This is a genomic window from Nocardia sp. CA-120079 (genome assembly GCF_050955745.1).
Lineage (GTDB): Bacteria > Actinomycetota > Actinomycetes > Mycobacteriales > Mycobacteriaceae > Nocardia.
In genome coordinates this window covers 4589592-4605214 of the sequence record NZ_CP192088.1, presented here as the reverse complement: position 1 = coordinate 4605214, position 15623 = coordinate 4589592, and the positions used below count along the sequence as shown (strand labels likewise).

The following is a 15623-nucleotide window of genomic DNA, read 5'->3' as shown; positions in this document are numbered from 1 at the left end:
CCTTCAGTGCTCGACGCGAAACGGAACGCAGCGGCGATCCCCTGTGAAGTCTGCACATGCGCGCCGACACGAACAACCAAGCTGTGCTTAGAGAATCGTTCAGTTTTCGTGAAACGGCACCCGGGTCGGCTCCGATCCTCGAATCTCGACGAATTTATTTCCGAATGCGTTGAATCGTCCCAGTTCAGACGGCGTTATCGCGCTGGACGACCCACGCCGTCAACGCCTTTCGACCGGCACCGCCATTGATAATCGCGATGTCCGGATACCGTGCAGAACAGGAATACCACGTGAGTCTCGAATTCCTCTGGTACATCCCCAATCAGGTCACGCCCGGACACCGCGGCGAACCCGTTACGGCCGACCACAACAGCTTGGAGACACTGCGCACGCAGGCGCAGACGCTGGAGAAATACGGCTGGAAGGGGGCACTGATCGGCACCGGTTGGGGACGCCCGGACACGCTCACCGTCGCCACCGCGCTGGCCGCCGCGACGACGAGCTTCGAGCCGCTCATCGCGATCCGCCCCGGATACTGGCGTCCGGCCAACTTCGCCTCCGCCGCGGCGACGCTCGATCATCTCTCCGGCGGCCGGGTTCGCGTCAATATCGTCTCCGGGAAGGACAATCTCGGCGCGTACGGCGAAACCGAGGGTGACCAGGCCGATCGCTATGCCCGCACCAAGGAATTCCTGCAACTCGTGCGCAAGTTGTGGACCGAGGAGAACGTCACCTACCGCGGTGAGTACTACCAGGTCACGGATTCCACTGTGGCGCCTCGGATTATCCGACGCGCGGGCCGGCCGCACCCCAAGCTGTATTTCGGCGGCGCGTCCGAAGCCGCCGAGCGGGTCGCGGCGACCGAGGCCGATGTCCAGCTGTTCTGGGGGGAGCCGCTCGAGGGCGTGCGGGAGCGCATCGAGCGCCTGCGTGCGCTGAGCACGCAACTCGGCCGCGCGCACGCGCCACTCGAATTCGGCCTGCGCGTCACCACATTCGTCCGGGACACCACCGAACAGGCGTGGGCCGACGCCGAGGCCAAAGTCGCGGAGATGGCGGACAATCAGGGTGCGCCGCCGCAGAACCCGCACCGTCAGACCGCCGTCGGGCAGCAAAGACTGCTCGACCTGGCCGCCCGCGGCGAGGTACTCGACGACAACCTCTATACCGCACCGGGCAGGTTCGGCGGCGGGGGTGCGGGCACCACGTGGCTCGTCGGTTCTCCCGAGGATGTCGCCAAATCGCTGCGCAAATACCGCGACCTCGGGATCACGCACTTCGTCCTGTCCGACACGCCGTACCTGCGCGAGATCGAGCGCCAGGGCAACCAATTGCTGCCACTGCTGGGGGAATGAGCGCGGCCGGCGACGCGCGGACGCCACCGGCCGCCGCTCGTCAGAGCTTCAGTCCGGTCCCGTGCACGCCATACTCCTCGATGAGTGCGAGTTCTTCGTCGGAGAACGCCGGGAAGTCCAGCGCGGCGACGTTGTGGTCGAGTTGCGCGGTGGAACTCGCACCGATCAGCGCCGAGGTGACCTCGGGTCGGCGCAGGACCCACTGCAACGCCAGCTGGGCGAGTGACTGACCACGGGCGGCGGCGATCTTGTTCAGTTCCGCGGTGCGCTGCCGGTAGGTCTCGTCGATCACATCAGGCGACAGGAACGCGCTGTTGCGTGCCCGAGCACCCTCGGGAATCGTCTCCAGGTATTTATCGGTCAGCAGGCCCTGTGCGAGCGGCGAATAGACGATAGTGCCGAAGCCGTCCTGGCGGGCGGTCTCCAGCAGGCCGTTCCGTTCGGGTGCGCGGTCGTAGATCGAGTACCGGGCCTGGTGGATGAGCAGCGGGACGCCCGCCTGACGGAGCAACTCGGCGGCCTCATGGGTGCGATCGGGCAGGTAGTTGGAGATGCCGATATACAGCGCCTTGCCCTGCTCCACCGCGCTGACCAGTGCGCCGACCGACTCCTCCAGCGGTGTGTCCAGGTCTGGGCGGTGGTGGTAAAAGATGTCGACGTAATCGGTGCCGAGGTCGCGCAGGCTGTGTTCGAGCGAGTTGAGGATGGATTTGCGTGATCCGCCGCGCAGGTAGGGGCTCGGACCGATCGGGTTGCCCGCCTTGGTCGAAAGGACGAGTTCGTCACGATAGGGAGCGAGATCCTTGGCGAGCACCGCGCCGAAGTTCTTCTGCGCGGCGCGGTGCGGTGGCCCGTAACGGTCGGCATTGTCGAAATGTGTTATGCCCAAGTCGAATGCGTGCAGGATGATCTCGCGCTGCGTCGCGAAGGGGTAGTCGGTCCCGAACTTCTGCCACAGCCCGAAGGAGAATGCCGGGAGATCCAGGCCCGAGTTTCCGGTACGGCGATACGGGAGCTTCTCGTAACGGTCGGCCGCGGCCGCGTAGGTCAGTTCGTAGGGGCTGTGGGTCATCGGTGATATCTCTTCCATTCGGTTGTCGTGGATCGAAACTCAGAAAAGGCCGCTGGTTGGTGGTTCCTCGCCGGTCAGGTGGTATGCCCCGGCGACGGCCAACTTCCATTGCCGCGGATTGTGATTGGCGGCGGTGCGCGCATTGCGCCAGTGCCGGTCGAATCCGAGAGCCCGGTCGGTGATGGAGCCACCACCCACATCGAAGAGCAACTCCGCCGCCTTCAGCGCCGATTCGATGGCGATCGCACTCGCCTGTGCGACCTCGACCGCGGCGGCGGCGCCCGCGGTGCGCGCGGCGGGTCCGGTGAGCCCCCGGACGTCCTCCAGTTTTTCGGCTGCAACCAGAACAACGGCTCTGGCCGAGTGTGCCCGCGCAGCGATCTCACCGACCGTTTGCCGCACATACGGATCCTCGACACTGCTATCCGCGGAACTGTGCTTGATCGGGCGAGCCTTCTCGCGGACAAACCGAACCGCGTCGTCCAGTGCCCGCGCTGCCACGCCCGCCTGCACAGCCGCGAGATACAGCTGCGCGAACGACCCGGCCCACGGATTATCCGGCTGACTCTCCCCCAGGCCGGTCACCTCGTCGTCGAAAACCTGCACCTCGGTGAGCCTGGTCGTGCCGCTGGCGGTGAGCCGCTGACCGACCGCATCGAAGTCGTCGAGCCGTTCGACGCCCGCACGGTCGACGGGCACGATGAAGCGGACCACCGTACCGTCCTCGGTCAGCGCCTGCGTCGAGAACCAGCGCGCGTACAGACCACCGGTCGAGTAGTACTTCGCACCGTTTACCACCCAATGGGCACCTTCGCGCCGGGCTGTGGCGGTGATCCGTCCGCTCGCGCCGCCGGTGCGCTCATTCACGGTGCCCGCGAACAGGTCCCGGTTTCGCAGCCGTGTCAGGATGCGCGCCCGGTGCGGCAGATCGGCTCGGCTCGCCACCTGATGGGCGATCAGGAAGGTGCTGCGCAGCGCCTGCGCGACGCTGGAATCGGCGCGGGCCACCTCGATGACCACCGCGATCACCTCGCGCAATGAACCACCCGCGCCGCCGTCGCGTTTCGCGATGCCAGCCAATGCGATCCCCGCCTCCGCGATAGCGCGCACATCGGCGAACGCGTAGTCGCGCGTCGCCTCCCGCGCCCCAGCGGTATCGCCGAGACGCCGCAGGATCGGGTCGATCTCGGCCCGAATACCGGGCACCGTGAGACCGGAATCCGGTGCGGCGGAGAGCGACTCACGTTCGGCCTGCGGCGCGGTCATGCTTCGGTCTCCGAAACCACTTCGGTGACCGACGGGCGATTGCGGTAGTAGCCGGGCACCGGCATGACGCCGTTGACCAGGAAATCACCGATGACCCGTGGCTTGTAGACCACCGGATTATGTGACGCCAGCGTTCTGGCATTACGCCAATGCCGGTCCAGGTGCGCGCTGTTGCGCACCGCCGACGACCCGCCCGCATCGAAAGCCCTTGTCGCGGCGTCGAGCACGGCATCGATCATCGCGACCTGTGCCGCGGAAGTGTCGAGATAAGCTCGGGCGAAATCGGCTTCCGTCCCGGTGGCGTGCGCTGCCTCCAGTCGCTCGGCGGCAAGGCGCAGCAGGGTTTCCGCGGTGAGCCGCCGGGTCTCGAGCATCCCGATAACGCCGAGGACCTCGGGATCCTCCGCGGCCTGCTGCGTCACCGCATGCAGGCTCGTGCGAGTCCTGGCGCGGACGATATCCACGGTCTCGGTGACGATGCTGCGCGCGATCCCGGTGAGGTTGGCCAGATGCACGATCTGCACGAACGAGTCCAAACCGCGCAACGATTCTTTGAACCGGCCGATATCACCGTGTTCGTCGACCGGAACATCGTCGAAGAGTGTTGTGCCGCTGCCGGTCTGCCGCTGCCCGATACCGTCCCAGTCATCGACGTGGGTGACGCCGGGATGCCGCGCCGGGATCACGACGAAGCCGCGATTGCCCACATCGTCGACCACGGCCGCGCGGATGAAGTCCGCGAACCGCGAGCCCGTCGAGTAGAACTTTGTGCCCGAGACGAAGCGGTCGCCGTTCGCGTCCGTGCGCACCCGAGTGGTGGTCGCACCCCATTCGGCAGCGAGCGCCCCCGCGGCGATCGCCTCGGCGACGATGGCCGAAGGCTCCGACTGAGCATTACCGAATACCGCGCCCAGCCCGATCTTTCGCAGCCAGTACTCCCGGACGCGCTGGTCGGTCTCGGCGCGCAGGATCTCGGTGGCGGTGAAGTGCCCGCGCCAGATCTGCGGGATATTGGAATCTGCCTGGCCCGCCTCGGCCAGCAGTGCGAACAGGGTGGGCAAATCGACATCGAAGCCGCCGAATTCGGCAGGCACCCGCAGCCGACCGAAACCGGCGTTCGCCAACTCCCGGACCAACTCGTCCGGATGCTCGAAGGCCAGATCGCGCTCGCCGACACCCTTGACGAGTTCGACCAACACCGACCGGATGCGGATCAGCGCCTCGTCGAGCGACGTCGGCTGAGCAGTCGTGGTCATGAGAATCCTCCTACGGTGCGGTCGACGTGACAAGAACAATGGCCGCCGAGGCCGAGAATGCGCGGAATCGAATGTTCCTCATGCGGTGGTCTTTCATCCGGATCGAGCGCCGAACCCGTGGGTCGTGCGTTGTACCGAGAGTGGAACACTTTCGTTCACTCCGTTGCGACCGGTCAGCTCACCGTGATCGAAATTCTCAGTGAATCCGTAACCACCGGGGCCATTCATCCAGAAAAACTTAACGATTCGCGTAGTTGCGCTGGGTTGTTCAGATCAGCCCGGCGATGCACGATTCACATATCGTCGGATTCTGTTTCGCCGCACGGAAGTTGATATTCTTCCGAGCCTAGAGCTGGAACTTCCGATCGGACCATACTCCCGGTCTGCGGCATCCATTACCTCCGCAACAACACCTGCGCGACTGCGGGATTCAGCTCGGGTGTGTCGGTGTTCCTCCTGGCGGAGGGTGTCACTGTATTGCTGCCGCGGCGCTGTCTGTGCGCCGCTCGGCAAGCGCAAACGATCCCGGATTCGTGCGGTGGCGAATCCGGGATCACCAGACCCACCGAATATCCGCCCGCTGTCGCTTCCGGAGCGGTGGCGGTGACATGTGCGGACGTGACCCCCATGCTCGGCAGCACCGCCCTGACGAGGAACCCGATGAAGCTCGCCATGCGTTTCATCGGCGCGCTGCCAACTCCACGATCACGGCGGCGTCGATCAACGTGACCGCACGACCGAGTTCCGAAACCAGCACCGGCCCGGACTGATCCGCAATACGCGCGGCGGCGTCCGCGACCGTCTCGGTGGTACCGACGACCGGTAAGGGCGGGTCGAGGTGCGCGGTCACTGGCTCGTCGTCCGGTGCATGAGCCAGAGTCGCCGCCGTCGCCGTCCCCAGAATTTCGGCGACCACCGCCGGCTCGGATACTTTCCGCTGCAACAACACTGGAAGCGCCGCCGCAGTGCCGAGATGAATACGGGCCTCGGCCACCGTCGCCTGTGATGGCACCGTGCGCGGACTCGACGCATCCGACAGATCGCCGAGCACATCGCCGAGCGTCTGCTCGGACGACCCCGAAACCAGCGGAAAACCCAAGCGCCCCAGCCAAGCATCGTCGAAATACTTCGACAGATACGACCGTCCGGAGTCCGGGGCGATGACGACTACGATGTCACTCGCATCGAGTGTGCGAGCGACCCGCAGCGCCGCCGCGATAGCGGTGCCCGACGATCCGCCGAGCAGCAGGCCCTCCTCGCGGGCGAGCCGGTGCAGCAGCACCAATGCCTCGGCGTCGGTGACGCGTTCGAGCCGGTCGACGACCTCGGTGTGGTACGAATCCGGCCAGTGGTCCTCGGCCGTCTCGGGATGTAGATAGTGTCCGACCGATTCGATGTACCACGCGCGACCATCGCCGCCGCTGTAGACGGAGGTATCCGGATCCGCACCGATCACCTGAACGGCGCCACCGGAGACTTCCTTCAGGTATTCACCGGTGCCGGTAATGGTGCCGCCGGTCCCGACACCGGCGACGAAATGCGTGACTCTGCCACCGGTCTGGGTCCAGATCTCCGGACCGGTCGTCGTGCGGTGCGCCTCCGGATTGGCCGGGTTGTCGTACTGGCCCGCGAACCACCCGCCCGGAATCTGCGCCGCCAAACGCAATGCCACATTGCGGATATGCTCGGGATGCTCGGCCGGTCGTCCGCCCGCCGTCACATGCACCTCGGCCCCATATGCACGCAGCAGCGCGATCTTCTCTGCACTCGATTTGTCCGGCACCACGACTACACTCCGGTAGCCGCGCGCCGCCGCGATGGCCGCGAGTCCGACACCGGTATTGCCCGAGGTGGCCTCGACCACCGTGCCGCCTGGTGCCAGATCCCCGACCGCCTCGGCCGCGAGCAACATGGCGCGTGCGGCCCGATCCTTCACGCTCGCACCGGGATTCAGATATTCGAGTTTGACGTAGACGGCGGCGGTGATGCCATCGGCCACGCGGTTCAGCCGAACCAGCGGTGTGCCGCCGATCGCGTCGACGACGGAATCGTAGACACCCGCAACCGTCTGTCGCTCGAGGTAGGTCATGCCGTGGACCTTTCGGTTTCGCCGAGCAGCCGCAGGATCACCCGGCGCAGCCGCAGATATTCCGGGTCGTCGTGGCCGCGCGGGCGCGGCAGATCGACGGCCACGTCACGCAGTACCTTGCCTGGGCGCGGCCACATCACCACGGCTCGGTCCGCGAGCCGTAGTGCCTTCCGAAGCGTCGAGTTCGGCCGGGGCGTCCAGATCCTCGGATTCGTCATCGACAGGCGGTGACGGCTCGACCGAGTCCGGCTGATCCTCGTCGATCCGATCGTTCGCCTTCGCTTGCCATAGTTCGTTCCCTGTCCTCAGAGCGGGTGCGGTCCGATGCGCCTCGCTGGGCCGAGGTTCTCGCGTGCCGCAGCGGAATTCGGCGGCTCGATGCGGCGCTCCCCTGAGCGTCGCAAGCCTGCCTGCGACGCGACAGAGTTCACGTCACCGCGATCGAAAGCGGGGTCGGGTCATCGCGACGCAAATCATGGCGGCGCCGGACAAGCTCGTCACAACTGGCCACCCGCGATTACGCCTCGCGTGGTCGTGCCGGGTGGATCGCCACGACCGATCCCGCGGTCACTACACCTGGGACGACCGCCGCGCGCTAGCGAATAGGGCGATACAGCAGCGTGATCATCGCGATTCAGTATCGGTACTCCGGCGTCGGAGGTCGGCGACAGCGCAGACCAGTGACAGCCCGACCATCGCGAGGCAGACCGCGAGCGCGGGGGAAATCGCATGTCCCGCACCGCCTATGCGCGAATCGGAGGCCGCCAGATACAGTCCCGAGACGCCGGTCAGCGCGACGGTCGCCGAAAGGCGTTGCGCCAACTGCAGGAATCCGGCCGCCACTCCGTTCGCGCCGTTCGGCGCGTATTCGAGCGTCATCGCCCGGTTCGGCGCGTCGACGAACCCTCCGGCGGTCCCCGAGGCAGCAGCCAACAACGCCACCACAAAGAACACCGCGGGACGCGGGATCACCTCGACCGCAACGATGTATCCGGTCACCACACCGCACTGCAGTACCAGCGCGCAGACCACGGTCATTCGCCCGAACTTCGCGACGATCCGCCAGCCGAAACCCGATGCCAGCGCCATCATCACCGAACCGCCGACCATCACCAGCGCGGCCTGGACGGCCTCGAGCCCCAGCCTTTCGACCAGGTACAGCGTCATCACCGTATTGAGCGAGACGATCGCGCCGAACCAGAACATCGCGACGGCCGTGCCGAGGGTGTAACCACGCGCGGCCGCCAGCGCGGGCAGCAGCACCGGGGCACCCCCGGATCGCGCGTACCGGCGCTCCCACCACCAGAACACCGCCAGCATGGCCAGCGATCCCGCGACGCAGACACCCGCACGGCCCCGCCCCGCCGAGGACACCATCGGCAGCAACAACAGCAGGGTCGCCGCCGCGAGGATCACCAGGCCCACGCCATCGAACCGCGCCGAGCCGCGAACCGTGCGGTCCCGCCGCAGCAGCACCGCGCCGCCGACAAAGGTGAGCAGCGCGAACGGCACGTTCAGCAGCAGCACCAACCGCCAGCCGAGGTCCGGCCCGGTGGCGCCCAGGATCGCCCCCGCCGTGATCGGCCCGACCATTCCCGCGAGCCCGGCCGCGACACCATAGGCCGCCAATGCCTTTGCCCGACCGACACCGGTGTATCGGTCGGCGATGATGCCAAGCACCTGCGAGCTGATCACGCCCGCGCCCGCACCCTGACACAGCCGCGCCGCCACCACCGGCCACGGCCCGTTCGCCAGCGCCGCGCAGACCGCCGATACGGCGAAGACCGCGATTCCGGTCAGGAACAGCCGTCGCCGACCCAGGACGTCGCCGAGCCGTCCCGCGGGTACCAGTGCGAGGCCGAACGTCAATGAATAGCTCGCCAGCAGCCATTGGACCTGGCCCGCGTCGGCGCGCAATCCCGTCCGAAGCGCGGGCACCGTGATACCGAGCACCGACGAGTCCAGCAGCGTGGCGAAACCGGCGCAAACACACACGAGAACTTCCAGCCGCGCACGCATGGGTGTAGACGGCGGGCTCGGCAGGACGGCGGTCAGTGTGGGTCCCCCGCGTTCGAAGGCCGGTTGTTTCGCACGCAGCGTTCAATTCCCGTCGCCCACAGGGTATTTCCCCTGGCTCGAGCAGATCGCAACCGTTGACTTACCTCGCCGACCGAGATCGCTGTACTGGGGCGGGACTGCGCATTATTATTGCCACGGAAAGAAAGATTTCGACTCCGCGATTTTCGCCGACAACTCCCACAGCTCGTGCGGCTCGATGAAGCGCACCGGTCGGAGGCTGGAACCGTGTCACGCGACCAGGCCTGTCGGCGGTCGAGGTCCACGCGGGCAGACGAACTCGCCACCGGGTAGCCGAAACGCTTGTAGATCCCGCCCTGCGTGGCCCGCAAGCCAGCGACGGTCTCGCCACGCGCTGCGAAGTCGGCGAGCTGACGGTCCGCTGCGCGGTCACGGTGCCGCGAAATTCGCTGGCAGCGTATTGATTCCGCGCAGTACGGTTCGGCGATGGACGATCCGGACGACTACTTCAGGGAACGTATCGCGGCAAGATATGACGAGTCGTCGGCAGATCGATTCGAACCGGGTGTGGTGAACGCTGCGGTCGAGGTTCTCGCTGGGCTGGCCGGAAGTGGCCCGGCACTGGAGCTGGGCATCGGGACGGGACGCATCGCATTGCCGTTGGCTGCTCGCGGCGTTGCGGTTCACGGCATCGATCTGTCCCGAGCGATGGTCGCCCGGCTGCGGGGCAAGCCGGGCGGCGACGCCATCGGCGTGACGATCGGCGACTTCGCGACAACCCGGATGGACGGCACATTCTCGGTCGCGTATCTGGTCTACAACACGATCATGAATCTGACGACCCAGGAGGCGCAGGTCGCCTGCTTCCGCAATGTTGCGGAACATCTCGAACGCGGAGGGTGTTTCGTCATCGAGGTCATGGTCCCCGAGCTGCGAAGGCTCCCCGCGGGGCAGCACGTCGTGCCCTCCGAAGCGAGCCCGACCCGGTGGGCCTTCGACACCTATGATGTCGCGACGCAGTCGATGAGCTCGAACTATGTCGAAGTCATCAATGGGCGTGGGGAGTACAGATCTATTCCCTTCCGCTACGTGTGGCCCGCCGAATTGGACCTCATGGCCCAACTCGCCGGCCTACGCCTGCGCGAGCGATGGGGCGGGTGGGCGCGGGAGCCTTTCACGAGCGAGAGCAGTCAGCACGTCTCGATCTGGCAGAAACCGTCGTAAACCGCACGGAGTTCGCATCATCCCGAGCGGGATCGGTTTCCAGCGTCAGCAAGCTTGCTAGCGTCGGCCGGGTGGATCTGAATCTGGACGGAAAGCGCGCGATCGTGACCGGCGGCAGCCGAGGTATCGGACTCGCCATTGCTCGTGGACTCGCGGCCGAAGGTGTCGATGTGGTGATCGCGGCGCGCTCGGCCGAACGACTCGAGGCCACCGCGCGGACGTTGGTCGAGGAGACCGGCCGACGAGTAATCGCGATACCTACCGATACGGGAGACGACGACCAGGTCCAACAACTCGTCCAGCGCACGGTCGCCGAATTGGGCGGGGTCGACATTCTGGTGAATTCCGCCGCGACGCCGTGGAGCGCCGGATCCCCCACCGATCTGACCGCGACGACCGACGATATCGTCCGTCGCGAGATCGAGATCAAAGTGCTCGGTTACCTGCGCACCGCACGTGCGGTCGCACCACACTTCGTCGCGCAAGGCTGGGGCCGGATCATCAATATCAGCGGACTCGGTGCACGACAGGCCAATTCCATCGCCCAAACCATTCGCAACATCAGCGTTTCCGCATTGACCAAGAACTTGGCCGACGAACTCGGCCCGAAGGGTGTCAATGTGACGGTCGTGCACCCGGGCCTGACCAGAACCGAACGCCTCACCGACCGTTTGACCGCGCAAGCCGAGGAATCCGGCGGCACGGTCACCGAAGTCGAAGCCGGACTCGCGCGGAACTCGGTGCGCCGGGTCATCGACGCTCGAGAGGTCGCCGACGTGGTGACCTTTCTCGCATCACCACGCAGCATCGCCATCACCGGCGACGCCATCGCGGTGGGCGGCGGAGTCCCCGGCCCGGTCTATTACTGAGTCACAAGATGGACGTTGTCGTCGAATACATTCGATTGACCAGCAAAATGTCCTCCGGCGGCAGATCCAGAAATACCCAGGGCGAACTGCAGGGCCCCATCGCAGCGAACCATGCGGCAATCCTCGACCACACCTGGCGGAAAGCGCCCGTACCGTTTCGACTCATCTCGATCTCCTCACCGCGCTGTATGAAGTTCATCGAAAGTCCGATGCCGCCAACAGAATTGGGATCGACCTGATCGGGAATGGACCTGAGCGATGTGGTCGGTTCACAATCCGATGCCATCGGTCGAGACGATCGCCGCTTGGGCGGCACGGATAGCGAGGGCGGTCACTGGCAGCCCGTCCATCCGGACCTCGCCACGATCTCGACTCGACTGCACGCGTTGTCGGCCGATCTCGAAGTGCGACCGGGCGCCGAGCCGTCTATTCTCGCAACCATCGCTGGCCCGGCAGGCACACCGACTTCCGCTGATAGTCAGGGGCGCTTGACCAGGGACACAGCCCGTGTGCTGGTGCTGACCTCCCTGAGCGAGGGGCCGCTGCGCTTTCACCAATTGCGCGCGCGCATCCAAGGGGTCAGCGACAAGATGCTCACCCAGACCTTGCGCACCTTCGCCGACGACGGACTGGTCGAACGCACCGTGCTGCCCACGGCGCCGCCGTCGGTGATGTACGAGCTGACCGATCTCGGCGCCGAGGCGGCGCGCGAACTTGAACCGTTCCTGCGCTGGGTGCGTGCCACGGCGTCGGCCTCGGTGACGGCCGCGGCGTCGTAACTTCTCTGCCCCTGCGCTCGAGAGATCGGTGAAAACCTTGTGGCGCACGGGTTCTCGGCGATGGGCACAGCGTCCGCTTCCGGTGCTGTCACTGTCACGGCGCGCCGATACGAGTCGCCACCCCAGCAGGCCGGGCTGCCCACTCGGTCCGACGATCACACCCCAGGGATGGACGCTCATCGCGATGTCCCACAGGGCACGAACGAAGTCGGACAAAGCCTGTCCGCGCAACGCGGGACCGGTCTGCGGCCGCACGCGGTGTGTGCTGACCATGACGGTTTCGATGCGGTTTCAGATGCCGACACGGTCGAGCCGACCCGCGGCGTGTGTGCGGGCTCGAACTCGGCCTATGACGCAGGCGCTCAATGCGAAGGCGATGTTCTCGAGCGCCGAGAGGTGTTGGGACAGAAGGTAATCCTGCGCTCGCCCGATATCCGCTCGGCGACAGCGATACGTCCGTTGTGGCGGAGCCCGGCCAGCGCGTGCAATGCGGTGGTTTGCCCACGGTCACGCCACGCAGTTCCAGGCGCCGATGCTTGCCTATGTGTCCTGGCCAAAGGCTCGTTGGTAGATCTCGTCGATGATCGGGTTCTTGGTCAGGTTGTAAGCGGCAGGGTTGTCGGCTGTCTTCGCGGCGAGTTCGCGCTTGGTGTGGTCGTAGAGATTTCTGTCCTCGGCGTGGCCGCGCAGCCAGTCACGAAACACCAAGTGCCGGATGTGTTCGGGGGCGTTCGGGCTGAATACGTGCAGATTCACCGCCGGGTCGGCACGGGTCAACATTCGGTGCTGATGCCAGTGCGGCTCTCGCAACACCAGACGAAAACCTGCCTCTTCCAGCCCAGGTAGGTAAGTGGCCTCGTCTGCGGAGTCCGCCACGATGAGGTCGATGTCGATGATCGCTTTGGCAGCCAGACCCGCAACCGCGGTACTGCCGACATGCTCGATCGTCAGGGCCTGGCCGCCCAGGGCTCGGCGAATCAGTACGGCTTGCTCGTCGAAAAGCTGGGAGCCCTGTGGGGTTCAATTCGGGTTCAGCTGAGAGAATCCTGAGAAACCGGCGCGTCGGCCCGGTGAATCGTGGACCGTGACATAACGGAAGTCTTTCCGGCTCTGCGGATTGCGGTGGTGCGCAAGGGAACTCGCGATGTACAGGACTGGCCGGGCTACCCGCCACTCGATCACCGCTGGCGTCGTCTCGCCTGCGGATCGCTCCGTGGCGAATCGCATTGCCGCTGAAGGTATTCCATCACCAACTCCGCGCCGGATAATCCACTGCCGAAAAGATGAGTGAGCCCGGTGGGAGATCCGCTCTCCAGTTATAGGAATGATGCTTCAGCGGACTTCTTCGCTGGTCAGAACGGTGATTTGCCAGCGCCTAGTTGCGGCGTAAGAGAAGTAGAAGCTGAGCACCCGGTCACTTTAGAGTTCGAATACCACCGATGAAGCGCGCCAGGTCGCACCGATCGTGTCGGTAACCGCCGGTTCCGGCGCTGCCGCGGACCGCACCATGGGTCGGAAGTACCGAAGCAACTGGGGCGAAAGGGAGTCGACGATGACAACCAGTGGGGCCGTTCGGGCGGGACTGACCATATCGGGCAAGCCGATGTCTGCACCTTTGCGCGACGTCCGGGCGGTGGCCAGGCGAATGGTCGGGCACTTCGTGGACAACGTGATCCCGTGCGCCACGCTGCCCGGTGACATCATCGGCGGAAATGTCACCGCCGTCACGCGCCTCTGTCTGGAACTGTCGGTCAGCATGCTCGACGGGAAGGACATTCCGGCGAAGACCGACCGGCTCGCCGATGCTGCCGCTGGGTGGGCTCGGGAGGGCGTGCCGATCGACACGATCTTGCATTCCATCCATGAGGGATTCAAGGTCGGGATAGATCTCGTGGTCGTGAATGCGACGGTGCACGACTACCACAATGTGGTGGACGCCGCGAAACGGGTGGTGGAGATGCTCGACATCATGACCGCGACAATCGCCCGCGCCTACGTCCGAGAGCACAAGGCGGTGGTCGGCGAGCACCACACCGCCGTACATACCCTCACCTCCGCGCTGCTCGGCGGACATCCCACCTCGACCATGGCCCGCGAATGCGGCATCACCATCGCCGACCAGTATTCCGTTCTGGCCCTGCACATTCCGAAGCACCCGGACGAGCAACTCCCGATGCTCGACGGCAAGGTCGTCGCCCGCCGCAAACTCCGCCGTCTGCAGGCCGAACTCGCAACGCGCCGGGGTGAGCAAGCGCTCGCGTTGCTCAGTGTGGACGGTGGGACGATTCTTCTCCCGGCTACGACGCCGGCCGGCGAGACCCTTGCCGAACTGGTCGTCCAGCTGTCGGTGGCTGCGCGGGTACCGGTGACCGCGGCCGTTGTGACCGCGTCGGTGGCCGAAGTGCCCGGCGCGGCCGACCGCGCCCACGAAGTGCTCGACATGGTATCGCGCTTGAAGTGCGTCCCCGGACTGTACCGGTTCGAGGATATGGCGCTGGAATACCAACTGACCCGGCCGGGGCCGGGCCGGGAATTCCTGGGGTCGCTGCTCGATCCCGTCGATGCGTACCCCGAACTGCTGGAAACCCTGAAGCTGCACATCAGCAACAATCTCAATCGCCAGCGCACCGCACGCCTCCTGCACATTCACACCAACACCGTCGACTACCGGTTGCGGCGCGTCGGGCTGCTCACCGGCCTCGATCCAACCGTGACGTCGGGTCTGTGGCGGCTGCGTTCGGCACTCATCGCCCGCACATTCAGCTGATGTGGCGCAACGCCTTCGCGGCATTGTCGGTGTCGGCCGGTCGCCTCGATACGCGCACCCACGGATCGGGGTTACTGTCGGGCCCCACTGAGACGGTCCTGGCCGGCACTCGCGGCGAGAGCCTCCGTATCCGCCGACAGCTGAGCGGCTCGAACCTCGGCCTCGATCCATGCGGCGATCATCTGTGCGGTCATGACCACTGCCTCTTGGCGTTCATGGGGGTCGACTTCCGGGTCCGTCGCGCGCAGTACTCCGGCAAAGCCGGTATTGATCAGGACGAATGTCATCACGTCGTATTTGTGATCGTTACCGGGGCCGATGATCTGGATCAACAACACCTTGAGCAGCAGACGCACGCGCGGTTCGAACTGCGGGATGCTGCTGCTGTAGAAAGGCACGCCCGCCATCAGTGCACGCATCAGCTTCGCGTTGGCGACCAATTCCTCGGTGAACACCTCCAGAAGCTCGGTGATCAGCTGTGGAAGTGAGGTGAGCAGTTGCGGAATCGGTTGCTGAGAGAAGCCGGACACCCAGTCCGTGAAGCGCCGTTCGGCGCGGGCGAGCAGCCGCTCGCCCAGCTCGTCGACAATGACGGCGCGATCGGAGAAGTACCGATAGACCGTGCCGATGCTCACTTCGGCCTCTGCCGCGATCCGGTTCGTCGAGGTGTCGGCGATGCCGCGCTCACCGAACAACCGCGCGGCGGTGTCCAAGATGTGCTCCCTTGTCGCCCTCGCGCGCTCTTGGGTCGGACGGCGCTGTCGGGCAGCTTTCGGTGGCATCATTGCCTCTCTCTGGTGAAAATCGAGCTTTGCTCATCTTATGGTGTCGAATGTGCCCAACGGTTGCGGTAAGTTGTTTTGCCGCAGGATCATTGGCCGATGTAGTCGGGTACGGCGACAACCGCGG

General features: G+C 65.5%; 13 protein-coding genes and 1 pseudogene. 5 read left to right on the top strand and 9 right to left on the bottom strand.

The genetic code is table 11. The features are described 5' to 3' along the window. The first annotated feature begins 290 nt into the window (after positions 1-290). A complete protein-coding gene (locus ACQPYR_RS21085) occupies positions 291-1355 on the top strand; it encodes an LLM class flavin-dependent oxidoreductase (protein WP_433634737.1) in 1065 nt (354 codons plus the stop codon). Between the two features lie 40 nt (positions 1356-1395). Here ACQPYR_RS21085 and ACQPYR_RS21080 read toward each other — a convergent pair whose 3' ends face one another. The 6 genes from ACQPYR_RS21080 to ACQPYR_RS21055 all read right to left on the bottom strand — a co-directional run bounded on the left by ACQPYR_RS21080 (position 1396) and on the right by ACQPYR_RS21055 (position 9057). After that, positions 1396-2427, bottom strand: coding sequence for an aldo/keto reductase (locus ACQPYR_RS21080; RefSeq protein WP_433634735.1), 1032 nt, complete (start codon positions 2425-2427; stop codon positions 1396-1398). A 39-nt stretch (positions 2428-2466) separates the two neighbouring features. Next, on the bottom strand, positions 2467-3693 hold the full coding sequence (locus tag ACQPYR_RS21075) for an acyl-CoA dehydrogenase family protein (protein ID WP_433634733.1): 1227 nt from the start codon (positions 3691-3693) through the stop codon (positions 2467-2469). Continuing rightward, positions 3690-4949 (bottom strand): acyl-CoA dehydrogenase family protein, encoded by a 1260-nt coding sequence (locus ACQPYR_RS21070; protein ID WP_433634731.1) that lies wholly within the window; start codon positions 4947-4949, stop codon positions 3690-3692. The genes ACQPYR_RS21075 and ACQPYR_RS21070 overlap by 4 nt, the downstream gene beginning before the upstream one ends. A gap of 679 nt (positions 4950-5628) precedes the next feature. Continuing rightward, the gene (locus ACQPYR_RS21065; protein WP_433634729.1) at positions 5629-7038 is read right to left on the bottom strand and encodes a PLP-dependent cysteine synthase family protein; all 1410 of its coding nucleotides are present in this window, start codon (positions 7036-7038) and stop codon (positions 5629-5631) included. Next, entirely contained in the window at positions 7035-7256 is a 222-nt protein-coding gene (locus ACQPYR_RS21060) for a hypothetical protein (RefSeq protein ID WP_433634727.1), read from the bottom strand. The genes ACQPYR_RS21065 and ACQPYR_RS21060 overlap by 4 nt, the downstream gene beginning before the upstream one ends. A gap of 406 nt (positions 7257-7662) precedes the next feature. Beyond that, positions 7663-9057, bottom strand: a complete 1395-nt coding sequence (locus ACQPYR_RS21055) for an MFS transporter (protein WP_433634725.1) — start codon at positions 9055-9057, stop codon at positions 7663-7665. 504 nt (positions 9058-9561) lie between these two features. On the opposite strand from ACQPYR_RS21055, the gene ACQPYR_RS21050 reads away from it, so the two are divergent. Beyond that, on the top strand, positions 9562-10299 hold the full coding sequence (locus tag ACQPYR_RS21050) for a class I SAM-dependent DNA methyltransferase (protein ID WP_433634723.1): 738 nt from the start codon (positions 9562-9564) through the stop codon (positions 10297-10299). A gap of 71 nt (positions 10300-10370) precedes the next feature. Then, entirely contained in the window at positions 10371-11168 is a 798-nt protein-coding gene (locus ACQPYR_RS21045) for an SDR family NAD(P)-dependent oxidoreductase (RefSeq protein ID WP_433634721.1), read from the top strand. A gap of 1 nt (position 11169) precedes the next feature. Here ACQPYR_RS21045 and ACQPYR_RS21040 read toward each other — a convergent pair whose 3' ends face one another. Further along, positions 11170-11454 (bottom strand): hypothetical protein, encoded by a 285-nt coding sequence (locus ACQPYR_RS21040; RefSeq protein WP_433634719.1) that lies wholly within the window; start codon positions 11452-11454, stop codon positions 11170-11172. Between the two features lie 19 nt (positions 11455-11473). Between ACQPYR_RS21040 and ACQPYR_RS21035 the strand changes: the two genes are divergently transcribed. Further along, positions 11474-11947 carry a winged helix-turn-helix transcriptional regulator gene (locus tag ACQPYR_RS21035; RefSeq protein ID WP_433634717.1) on the top strand — a complete coding sequence of 158 codons (474 nt, stop codon included), beginning with the start codon at positions 11474-11476 and terminating at the stop codon, positions 11945-11947. A 540-nt stretch (positions 11948-12487) separates the two neighbouring features. Here the strand turns inward: ACQPYR_RS21035 and ACQPYR_RS21030 are convergent. After that, positions 12488-12943, bottom strand: a pseudogene (locus ACQPYR_RS21030) (GrpB family protein); the annotation flags it as partial. A gap of 556 nt (positions 12944-13499) precedes the next feature. Between ACQPYR_RS21030 and ACQPYR_RS21025 the strand changes: the two are divergent. Next, the gene (locus tag ACQPYR_RS21025) at positions 13500-14714 is read left to right on the top strand and encodes a PucR family transcriptional regulator (RefSeq protein ID WP_433634715.1); all 1215 of its coding nucleotides are present in this window, start codon (positions 13500-13502) and stop codon (positions 14712-14714) included. 71 nt (positions 14715-14785) lie between these two features. On the opposite strand, the gene ACQPYR_RS21020 is transcribed toward ACQPYR_RS21025, so the two are convergent. Continuing rightward, complete coding sequence (locus ACQPYR_RS21020) at positions 14786-15427, bottom strand: TetR/AcrR family transcriptional regulator (protein WP_433634713.1); 642 nt, start codon at positions 15425-15427, stop codon at positions 14786-14788. Positions 15428-15623 lie beyond the last annotated feature (196 nt).

What these genes read in the sequence shown, in the direction of transcription:
- ACQPYR_RS21075 (WP_433634733.1), bottom strand. Translation starts at nt 3,693, where the DNA reads ATGACCGCGCCGCAGGCCGAACGTGAGTCGCTCTCCGCCGCACCGGAT.
- ACQPYR_RS21080 (WP_433634735.1), bottom strand. Translation starts at nt 2,427, where the DNA reads ATGACCCACAGCCCCTACGAACTGACCTACGCGGCCGCGGCCGACCGT.
- ACQPYR_RS21025 (WP_433634715.1), top strand. Translation starts at nt 13,500, where the DNA reads ATGACAACCAGTGGGGCCGTTCGGGCGGGACTGACCATATCGGGCAAG.
- ACQPYR_RS21060 (WP_433634727.1), bottom strand. Translation starts at nt 7,256, where the DNA reads ATGACGAATCCGAGGATCTGGACGCCCCGGCCGAACTCGACGCTTCGG.
- ACQPYR_RS21040 (WP_433634719.1), bottom strand. Translation starts at nt 11,454, where the DNA reads ATGGCATCGGATTGTGAACCGACCACATCGCTCAGGTCCATTCCCGAT.
- ACQPYR_RS21055 (WP_433634725.1), bottom strand. Translation starts at nt 9,057, where the DNA reads ATGCGTGCGCGGCTGGAAGTTCTCGTGTGTGTTTGCGCCGGTTTCGCC.
- ACQPYR_RS21065 (WP_433634729.1), bottom strand. Translation starts at nt 7,038, where the DNA reads ATGACCTACCTCGAGCGACAGACGGTTGCGGGTGTCTACGATTCCGTC.
- ACQPYR_RS21050 (WP_433634723.1), top strand. Translation starts at nt 9,562, where the DNA reads ATGGACGATCCGGACGACTACTTCAGGGAACGTATCGCGGCAAGATAT.
- ACQPYR_RS21070 (WP_433634731.1), bottom strand. Translation starts at nt 4,949, where the DNA reads ATGACCACGACTGCTCAGCCGACGTCGCTCGACGAGGCGCTGATCCGC.